This is a genomic window from Phormidesmis sp. 146-12 (genome assembly GCF_052939495.1).
Genome location: NZ_JBJPHS010000174.1, coordinates 1 through 9,488, shown reverse-complemented (window position 1 = coordinate 9,488; position 9,488 = coordinate 1). Strand labels below are relative to the sequence as shown.

At 48.4% G+C, this 9,488-nt stretch carries 10 protein-coding genes; 4 read left to right on the top strand and 6 right to left on the bottom strand.

Features of this window, described 5'->3' with window-relative positions; translation table 11 throughout:
* Positions 1-314: 314 nt before the first annotated feature.
* Positions 315-749, bottom strand: coding sequence for a DoxX family protein (locus ACKFKF_RS33065; protein WP_446871629.1), 435 nt, complete (start codon positions 747-749; stop codon positions 315-317).
* A 173-nt stretch (positions 750-922) separates the two neighbouring features.
* Between ACKFKF_RS33065 and ACKFKF_RS33060 the strand changes: the two genes are divergently transcribed.
* On the top strand, positions 923-1,840 hold the full coding sequence (locus ACKFKF_RS33060) for an ion channel (protein ID WP_446871628.1): 918 nt from the start codon (positions 923-925) through the stop codon (positions 1,838-1,840).
* Here ACKFKF_RS33060 and ACKFKF_RS33055 read toward each other — a convergent pair.
* Complete coding sequence (locus ACKFKF_RS33055) at positions 1,804-2,016, bottom strand: hypothetical protein (RefSeq protein WP_446871627.1); 213 nt, start codon at positions 2,014-2,016, stop codon at positions 1,804-1,806. The genes ACKFKF_RS33060 and ACKFKF_RS33055 overlap by 37 nt on opposite strands.
* Positions 2,017-2,222: 206 nt before the next feature.
* Between ACKFKF_RS33055 and ACKFKF_RS33050 the strand changes: the two genes are divergently transcribed.
* Both ACKFKF_RS33050 and ACKFKF_RS33045 read left to right on the top strand, forming a co-directional pair.
* A complete protein-coding gene (locus ACKFKF_RS33050; protein WP_446871626.1) occupies positions 2,223-4,652 on the top strand; it encodes an ATP-binding protein in 2,430 nt (809 codons plus the stop codon).
* Positions 4,653-4,795: 143 nt separating this feature from the next.
* Positions 4,796-6,406 carry an alpha/beta hydrolase gene (locus tag ACKFKF_RS33045; RefSeq protein WP_446871625.1) on the top strand — a complete coding sequence of 537 codons (1,611 nt, stop codon included), beginning with the start codon at positions 4,796-4,798 and terminating at the stop codon, positions 6,404-6,406.
* Positions 6,407-6,591: 185 nt separating this feature from the next.
* On the opposite strand, the gene ACKFKF_RS33040 is transcribed toward ACKFKF_RS33045, so the two are convergent.
* Positions 6,592-7,140, bottom strand: a complete 549-nt coding sequence (locus tag ACKFKF_RS33040; RefSeq protein ID WP_446860265.1) for a Dps family protein — start codon at positions 7,138-7,140, stop codon at positions 6,592-6,594.
* Positions 7,141-7,303: 163 nt separating this feature from the next.
* On the opposite strand from ACKFKF_RS33040, the gene ACKFKF_RS33035 reads away from it, so the two are divergent.
* A complete protein-coding gene (locus ACKFKF_RS33035) occupies positions 7,304-7,537 on the top strand; it encodes a hypothetical protein (RefSeq protein WP_446871624.1) in 234 nt (77 codons plus the stop codon).
* Here the strand turns inward: ACKFKF_RS33035 and ACKFKF_RS33030 are convergent.
* From ACKFKF_RS33030 to ACKFKF_RS33020, 3 genes are all read right to left on the bottom strand, one after another.
* Entirely contained in the window at positions 7,534-8,190 is a 657-nt protein-coding gene (locus ACKFKF_RS33030) for a helix-turn-helix domain-containing protein (protein WP_446871623.1), read from the bottom strand. The two genes, ACKFKF_RS33035 and ACKFKF_RS33030, sit on opposite strands and share 4 nt — an antisense overlap.
* Positions 8,191-8,348: 158 nt before the next feature.
* Positions 8,349-8,837, bottom strand: coding sequence for a Dps family protein (locus tag ACKFKF_RS33025; protein WP_446860262.1), 489 nt, complete (start codon positions 8,835-8,837; stop codon positions 8,349-8,351).
* A 121-nt stretch (positions 8,838-8,958) separates the two neighbouring features.
* Entirely contained in the window at positions 8,959-9,222 is a 264-nt protein-coding gene (locus ACKFKF_RS33020; RefSeq protein WP_446860261.1) for a sulfiredoxin, read from the bottom strand.
* Between the last annotated feature and the right edge of the window lie 266 nt (positions 9,223-9,488).

Genomic DNA, 9,488 nt, shown 5'->3' with positions numbered 1-9,488 from the left:
TCGCTTAGAGCAGTTGTTGCCGATGGTTGGCTTTCCCTCTGGCTAGAATAAATCATCCCTACCCCAGGATGGGGGATTTAGGGGGCGAAGTAGCTTGGCAATAAACGGTCTTATTTAATTTGCGATCCTAAGTTGAGGTGAATTCGATGAAATCTTTCGCTGCGGTCGTTAATCCAGGCAGCCCCCTAAATCCCCCACGAGTGAGGGACTTTGAATCAAAAATCCTGTCTGAAAGTTTTCAAAATTGGCAACTTGGGGGGCAGAAGCCGTAAACAACGAAGCAAAACCTTCATCGAATTATCATCGAACTCACATTAAATTAGCGCCCCCTCATCCTCCACCGCCCCCGGCTGCTCTTCGGGTTTGCGAGTGTACCACCCGGCCCAGGCAATTAGAACCGCTTGCAAAGGCAGTCTCGCCCAATAGAGTGCGGGGATATGAGGAACGTTCTCGATCGTAATCTGATTCACAGCCATATTGATATTCGCGGGAAACACTGCAACAAATAAAGCAATCAATCCCCAAGCGGCCGCCACACTCACAAAAGGAATCAGGAGTCCAATTCCTCCCAAGATCTCAAAGAAACCACTGATGTAGACAAGCGCCAGAGGATACGGAAGTTGGGGTGGCACAATTTTGACATAAGGAATCGGAGTCAAAAAGTGAGTCACTCCCACCACGCTGATCGAAACGGCCAAGATCACTCGCAAAACTTCTTTTCGCCAGCCCGACTGATGACTTGAATTCATAAAATTAAACCTTAAATTAATTCTGAAAATAGCAGTCTGGATGATATCTTTACCTCTACCCGCAGTCAGTAACTTCTCGATCGGGCGTTGCAGATTGGATGTGAGATGTCCTGGAATCAGTGCAAATCTTCTCCTCACAAGACCCTATAGAACTAACCTTCTCCAAAATGCTTATGAGAACTGCACAAAAGAAACCGACTCAGAAACGACGGCTGCCAAAGATTAAAATTCTAATTCAAGATGGACGGTTTCAAGTCGTTGGCATGGGAGCCTGGTACTCTTACTGGCGCGACCCTTATCATTTGGTGCTGACGATTCCCTGGATGGGGTTCTTTTGCCTGATCACGCTGACTTATTTGGGCGTTAATTCACTGTTTGCGATCGCCTACCTGTTGGGCGGAGATTGTATTGCTAACGCGACACCGGGATCGTTTCTAGATGCGTTCTTCTTTAGTGTACAAACGCTGGCTTCGATCGGCTATGGAGCCATGTATCCCAAAACGGTGTATTCCAATTCGGTGGTGACCGTTGAGGCGATGTTTGGTCTGGTGGGCATCTCGGTGCTGACCGGGTTGGCGTTTGCCCGCTTCTCAAAACCAACGGCTCGTGTGGTCTTTAGTCGAGTTGCGGTCATCGCTCCCCACGAAGGTCAGCCTGTCTTAATGTTTAGAACGGCTAACAAGCGGCGCAATCAGATTTTAGAAGCACAGATGCGGGTCTACCTGATGCGCGATGAAGTGACCAGCGACGGACAACACATGCGGCGAATTCACGACCTGACGCTGCTAAGAAGTCAAACCCCAGGCTTTAATCTAAGCTGGACAGTGATGCACGCGATCGACGAGTCCAGCCCGCTTTATGGATACGATGCTGACGCATTGGTGAAAATGAATACGTCGATCGTGATTTCTCTAAGCGGCATTGACGAAACGGTGACTCAAGTGGTTCATGCTCGCCATACCTACGCGGCTCAAGATATCGTCTGGAACCACCGCTTTGTTGATATTATTCACTTTACCCAGGAGGGACACCGCTACATTGACTACAACCAGTTTCACGAGGTCACTTCTTTAGAAGCAGTCACAGGCTGAATGGGTTTGACAACGACTCGCCCATTTTCGACCACCGTGCAGCTTTTGGAAGAGATTGAATGAGTTGGAGTGTCTCGCTGGCTGCAATCACTTTGATTTTGATACTGCTGCGTTTCAGATTGTTGATTAAGAACAGAGATGCAGCTACCAACTCCCGCAGATGTAGAAGTAGACATAAAAACTGTATTGAACACTACCTGTATTATCGCCCCGATCGCCCACGTTGTATCCCATCTTTATGAGGATTTGACGGCTCAATCAGGAAAAAATAGAAGTGATCGTCATTCAATATACCTGTAGAAATTTGACCAGACCTATAATAGGAGCGATCGTGAGAGCGATTGTCTGATTTGGCTGATCAAGCTGAAATTTTTTGAGATTCATGGCGCTACCTTCTCAACTAAAATCCCTGGGAATTCTCAATAAGCTTTCAGCCCTGCGGGGCATTGAGTACCTGATTTTGGATCAGCAGTTCTGTATTTTGGAACATTCTGCTGGCATTTCGCGATTCTCTAAGGTGCCTGTTCAGTCGGGTGAAGACGTGCGATCGAGCTTTCCTGAGTTGCGCGGACTTGAAGATCAGCTTGGAGCCGTTTTACACCAGCAGAAACCTGATTTTGAACTCAAAAATATTCCTCGATCGACTCCCCGATCGGCTCCTGTTTATTTCAATCTGACGGTTTTAGAAAATCAAGCCGACGCAGGCTTTGAGAATCAGTTGATCCTTTTAGTCGAAGCGGTGGCCGAACAGGAGGGAGAAGGGAGCGATCGTCAAGCTCAATTACAACTGCAAGCCTCCGAAGCAGAACTTCGGGCCTTATTTGCGGCGATGACGGATGTCGTGATCGTGAGAGACTCTAACGGACTCTGTTTGAAAATCGCCCCCACCAACCTTAGCAACCTTTACAAACCAATCGATCAAATGGTTGGCGCAACGCTACACGAAACGCTGCCACAACTGCAAGCGGACATGATTTTGGCTTACATTCGTCAAGCTCTGGAGGCAAAGCAAACGATTTATGGCGAATACAATATTACCGTTAATCATCAAGAAGTCTATTTCGCTGCAAACTTCTCTCCCATCTCCGAAAATACCGTCATGTTGGTGGCGCGAAATATCACCGCTCGTAAGCAAGCAGAATTTGCTTTAAAGCATCTTTTAGAACAGGAAACCCAACAGCGTCAAGAACTCACCAACAAAAATATCGCTCTAGAAAAAGCAAAGCGAGAAGCCGAAGCCGCCAATCGGACTAAAAGCGAATTTTTAGCGATGATGAGTCACGAAATTCGCACGCCGATGAATGCTGTAATTGGCATGACAGAACTGCTGTTAGACAGTCATTTGACCCCACTACAGCGAGATTTTGTGGAGACGATTCGCAACAGTGGTGACTCACTGCTGACCATCATTAACGACATTCTGGATTTCTCTAAAATTGAGTCCGGAAAACTAGCGCTAGAGCGGCGATCGTTCAATTTATTAACCTGTCTTGAAAGAGTTTTTGATCTGTTAGCGCCCAGAGCCGCCGAAAAAGGCTTGGAGATGTCTTATCAGATCGATCCCAACACCCCGGATACGATCGTCAGCGATGTGACACGAGTTCGGCAAATTCTTCTCAATCTGGTGGCGAATGCGATTAAATTTACCAACGTGGGCGGGGTGACGGTTTCGGTGACGGTGCGGTCTGCTCCAGCAGATATCTCTTCGAGATCACTTGACCTGAAAACGGCGGATGTGCCCTGTTCTAACGTCATCTGTTTTGCGGTCAAAGATTCAGGAATTGGCATTGCCCCCGATCGCCTCGATCGCTTGTTTCAGCCCTTTAGCCAGGTCGATTCATCCATCACTCGCAACTATGGCGGTACGGGGTTGGGATTGGTAATCAGTCAGCGTTTGACGGAGATGATGGGCGGTGAGATTTGGGTCGAAAGTCAGGTCGGGAAGGGTTCGACGTTTTACTTCTCGATCGTGGTGCCTACGGTCACATCAAGTTACCCACCAGCGAATGCAAAAGATTACCCTTCTAATCATCATCAAACTGCGTCAAATACAAAGCTGTCGGAACGCTATCCACTCAAAATTCTTATCGCTGAAGATCACGTCGTCAATCAAAAAATGGCACAGCTTTTACTTCAGCATTTGGGATACTGCGCGGATATTGTTAACAACGGGTTAGAAGTGCTAGAGGCACTCGATTGTCAGGCTTATGATCTGGTTTTGATGGATCTGCAAATGCCCGAAATGGATGGTTTGACCGCGACTCGTCAAATCTGTCAAAAAGCCAGCCGACCCAGAATCATTGCCATGACTGCTAACGCTATGCAGGGCGATCGCGAAGAATGCCTCGCCGCCGGAATGGATGACTACCTCAGTAAACCGATTCGATTAGACACTTTGACGCGAGTGCTCAGTCAAACGCCAACGGTCGAAAGCACCCCACACCTGACAACGCTTTCTTTACCCGCTGCCCTCGATCCAGATGCATTCAGCCTCCTGTGCAACCTGTTTGAGGGCAGCGGCCCCGCTCTGATTGATATTTTTGAGTGCTACCTGAGCGAGGCTCCTCAGCTTGTTTTGACGATTAAACAGTCCCATGTCCAAGCTGATCCGATTTCCCTGGTTCGGGCTGCCCACAGCCTCAAATCGAGCAGTGCTTACCTGGGTGCCAATACGCTTTCTCAACTTTGTGCAGATTTGGAAGCGATCGGTAAAACCAAAACGTTTGAGGCGGCAGAGACTTTAATTGTCCAGCTTGAGAGTGAATACGATCGCGTCAAAATTGCCTTAAAGCGAGCGCTTGAGAAAATTTAGGGAACCGAGATAACGCTCCTCTAGTCAGCTTCTTGAGGATGCTACCTTGATAAGCTAATTTGTTTGTGAGCGGGTAGGCAGAGAATTTGTGAGCATCCTACAATCAATGGGTTGACCTGAATGACTGGCACGGGGCGATAACAGTGAAGCGAAACGTACGATCGACAAAGGCAATTGTGGGAGGGGCAGCGATCGCGTTCCTTTCGATGGCGACACCAGGGTTGGCGGCTGAGAAGCTCAATTTGCGGCTGGGGCCGTTTGAGCAGTCGGTTCGGGTGACTGATTTAGAAAAATTTGCCCAAACGGGAGAGGTTCCTTCAGCGTTGCAGCTTTATTCGCCCGTGTTGACTCCCGAATTGCGAAAAGCGTTGACGAGCCGATTGCAGCTAGACCCCAATTTGGGCAGTCAGGTCGTTGAGGAAATTCTGAAGTCTGCGTCTGGCAAGCGATTGTTAGAAACCTTGCAGCAAGCCTCTCCAGGGCTGACGATCGAGCAGCTTCAAGCCGGATTTTGGCTCGCCGCCAGACAAGCGAATGGACTGGATGCCATCAGTGTGTTGAAGTCAATTCCTCAAGAGACGGTGACGATCGATGTCACGCAAGCGATCGGGGTGGCTTCTCAAGTCAACTTTTCTCTCTGGAAGAGTCAAGCCATTAGTTCGCGATTAGAACGAGATTTGACGCAAAAAGGGGCTGAGTTTCGTCCCACGTTTGACCCCTCGGTTCCGGGTGCGGCAACGGTGCAAAAACAAACGTTCACTTTGAGCGACCAAGCCAGAAATCGCACAATTCCAGTTGATATTTATTCGAGTCAAACGGCTCAAGGGCCACTGGTTGTCATCGCTCCCGGATTTGAAGCAAACCGAAGTTTTTTGGGATATCTAGCGCGTCATTTAGCGTCTCACGGCTTAACGGTGGCGGCTCTTGAGCATCCTTCTCTCGCCAATCGGGGCATTCCTATTTCTCTCAAATTAGATCAGCTTGTCCCTGCAAGTGAGTTTGTCGATCGCCCCAAAGATATTAGTTTTGTTTTGGACGAACTGACGCAACTCAATCAACAATCTGGCACTCTGCAAGGCAAGCTAAATACTCAGCAAGTGTCGGTGATTGGGCATTCTCTCGGCGGCTATGAAGCCCTGGCCCTCGCCGGAGCAGAACTCAATTTGGATGATCTACGCAACTTTTGTCAAAGCGGGAATTTGCTTCAGAGAGTGCCAGCAGATTGGCTCCAATGTGCGGCATCAGGCTTGCCCAACCGTCAAGTGAATTTACGCGATCGCCGAGTCGTGCAAGCGGTCGCCCTCAATCCTGCGATCGGTCAAATTTTTGGCAAGTCAGGCTTAACTAAAATCGCTACTCCCACTCTAATTTTGACCAGCACAGAAGATACCTTAGCGCCGACCTTTAGCCAACAGCTTCAACCCTTTTCTCAATTGCCCAAACCTAAATATTTGGTAACCGCGATCGGTACGACTCATCTCAGTGTCAGCGATCCGACTAATTTTAGTGGCGCGATCGGTGAAGGAACTTTAGTCAAAGAGCGCAGAGGCCAAGAAGTTGCTCCATTGCGTCAATTTCTTCAGGGTGTGAGTTTGGCATTTATCAAACAGCAAACACCAGAGGCTAAAACATATGAAACGTTTCTCACCTCTGGCTATGCTCAATCTATTTCTACGCCTGGTTTACCATTGCGACTGAATACAGAAATTCCTGCCAGTCTGTCGCGCTGGTTGAAGTTAGCGTCTATTTTCTAATCAGCTTTTTAAGAAAGCGATCGCTGTCTAGTAGACATGAATTCAATCATTAGACAAGTTCATTAGCACAGTTCAGTGAACTCCTTCACTTCAGGTTTGAGAGAGTTCTACAAGTCCCCCAAATTGGGGGGTTGGGGGGCAAAGATCTCCACAACGAAGCAATAACTCAATCAAATCCACTTGTCTTAGCTTGCGCCAACTCCAGCGGGAAACTTGATCTCGGCAGGAGCTTGTTGACCATCGGGCTTGATAGCCTTACCTTCGACAAAAGAGCGTAGCATCCAGGCCATTTCTTCGTGTCCTTCCATCAATCCGGTGAGGAAGTCAGCCGTTCCTTCATCGTGGAATTCTTCGGAGCATTGGTCGATGTGTTCACGCAGGTTGCGAATAATTTCTTCGTGATCCTCCACCAAGTTTGTCACCATACCATCCGAGGGAGGCACATCACCTGTGTGTTCTTTGATGGTGGAATACTGCAAAAACCCTTCTGCTGTGCCGACAGGGAAGTTCCCCAAAGTGCGAATCCGTTCTGCGATCGAGTCAATGTTTTCACTCAAAATCTGATATTGCTCGTCCCACAATTGATGCAGTGAACGAAACTCAGGGCCGGTGACATCCCAGTGATATTTTTTGGTTTTGATCACCAACAGATAGGTGTTTGACAGGTCACGGTTCAAGAGTTCACAGACACCCTGACGCTGTTCATCCGTTAATCCAATATTTAACTTACGCATTTGAATCGCTCTCCAGCATTGCTGTACTTTGACTATTGCAACAAATCGCAACCAATCTGAGCATCAGTCATAAGGAGGAAGGGCAAGGTGAACGCGATCGATTCCCCGCCTCAAAAGGTAGATTTTCTTCTTGTACTGAAATGGCGCGGTGCAGGAATTTGCGATGTCAGAACGATTGGATCGACTTGAAGCCATGATGGAAAGTCAGTTTGCCCTCAATGCTGAACTGAGAACAGCGATCGAAGTTCTCAACAATACTGCACCAAGTCAACGACAAGAAAGCGTCGAACTGCGAAAAACAGCCGAAGTCCTTCTACAAATCGCTCAGCGACATCAGCGAGACATTGAGCTTCTGACAACCGATCGTCAACATTGCAGCGATCGACATGGCGCTTAAACAGGACTCACCTTAGTCCGATAGAGTAAGCGATCGCCCTGACGATATCCCGCATAGCGCACTCTGACCAATGCTCCGATTTCTGCGGTGCCGTCCATCAGTTGGTGTTCTTGAGGATTGTAGGGAATCTCAGCAGCTACGGAAGCGATCGCTTCAATTCCCCAGTCTACCAACAGCCGCTCAACAGGACGCATTAAGGGAAGCAATTTTACAGCAGCTAGCTGCGAATTTTGTTGTGCTGCATAGCTGGCCGCCGACCATTGTAAAATCCACGGCTCTAGCGTTTGTAAACTCATTTGCTGAAATTCTTGCCACAGTTCTTGACGCTGTTGGGTTAAGCGTTCTTGAAGGCGTTGGTATTCCTGTTGATAGTCTTGTTGGGTGGATGAAGCGTTATCTTCGACAGACAGTGTGTGAGAAAGTGTATCTTGGGCGAAGGCTGCGAGAAAGTTAGAGAGTGTAATTCCCAAAGTTTCTGCTAGTTTTTGTAACGTCTCGACCCGCATCTGTCCGATTTCACCTCGTCGCAAACGCATCACTTGCTTTTCAGAAACACCCGACTTTTGAGACAGTTGTTTAAACGTAGAAATCCCCCCCAACTGCATGAAGTGCTGCAACTGAGGGGTAAAGTTTGGCTGACTTGATTGAGTCATCGCGTTACGAGAAGACAACAACCTAACTCATAACCCAAAACGGGATCGCAAGTTCAGCATGAATTTAGAACAACGAATGCGGAACGACTAGAATTTCTTCATCCCTCCTCGCGCAGCGGATTACCCCCAAAGGGGGAATAGATCATCGAAGTTACTCCCTACTCCAACAAACTTCTCAACATCCAAGCCGTTTTCTCGTGGGTTTGCAGACGTTGGGTGAGCAGATCGGCCGTGGGTTCGTCGCTGGCAGATTCGGCAATGGGGAAGACCGATCGTGCCGTCCGAGCCACTGCTTCTTGTCCTTGCACCAGGAGACGAATCATCTCTTCGGCTTTGGGGACACCAGGGGTTTCTTCGATCGAGCTAAGTTTCACATATTCGCTATAGGTGCCAGGAGCCGGAAAGCCCAGCGAGCGAATGCGTTCAGCAATTAAGTCAACGGCCAGCGCCAACTCGGTATACTGCGTCTCAAACATCAGATGGAGCGTGTTAAACATCGGGCCGGTGACGTTCCAATGGAAGTTGTGAGTTTTGAGATACAGCGTGTACGTGTCAGCCAGCAGCCGAGAAAGCCCTTCGGCGATCGCTTTGCGCTGAGATTCTTCGATACCGATGTCGATGACTGGATTGGTCGTTTGAGTTGCCATAGTTTCTCCTGAATGGTCTTCCAAATAATTGTGAAAAGAGAGCGGCAGGCTTAAGTGATTTAACTGCCTTTAAGAAAATAGCCGAAAGCGTCAGATTCTCAAAGTTTCTAAGCAAATCGCCTCACGCTAAATGTCTTTGCAACACCGATCGCGGCGCACGTCTGACCCGGCAGAGAATCGTTTCGTGCCCCAGACGACTACAGGCTTCGTAGCGGTGACAGCCAGAAAAGCCATAAAACTGGCCGTCTACTTCTAACACATCGATCGGTTCTTGTAAGCCAATCTGGGCGATCGACTCCATCAAGGCCGCCACTTTAGTCTGATCGTTTTGCCGAAACAAAGGGCGACGAATTGCTTGAATGGGGATTTCTTGTACCCTAACCATACGCTACTCTTTTGGGTGACTTCTAAATCATACTCGTTATGACTACGACTTGACAACTTATTTTGCTAGATTCGGTGTGAATGCGCTCAAATTCCTCACTTCGGTTGCGAATTCGGGAAGCCCCCCAAATCCCCCACAAGTGAGGGACTTTGAGCTAGATGTAAACGAACTAGATGTAGACGAGTCCTCTTATCCGAAAGTCCCCCAGAATGGGTAGGGTTGATTTATTCTAGCCAGAGGGAAAGCCAACCATCGGCAACAACTGC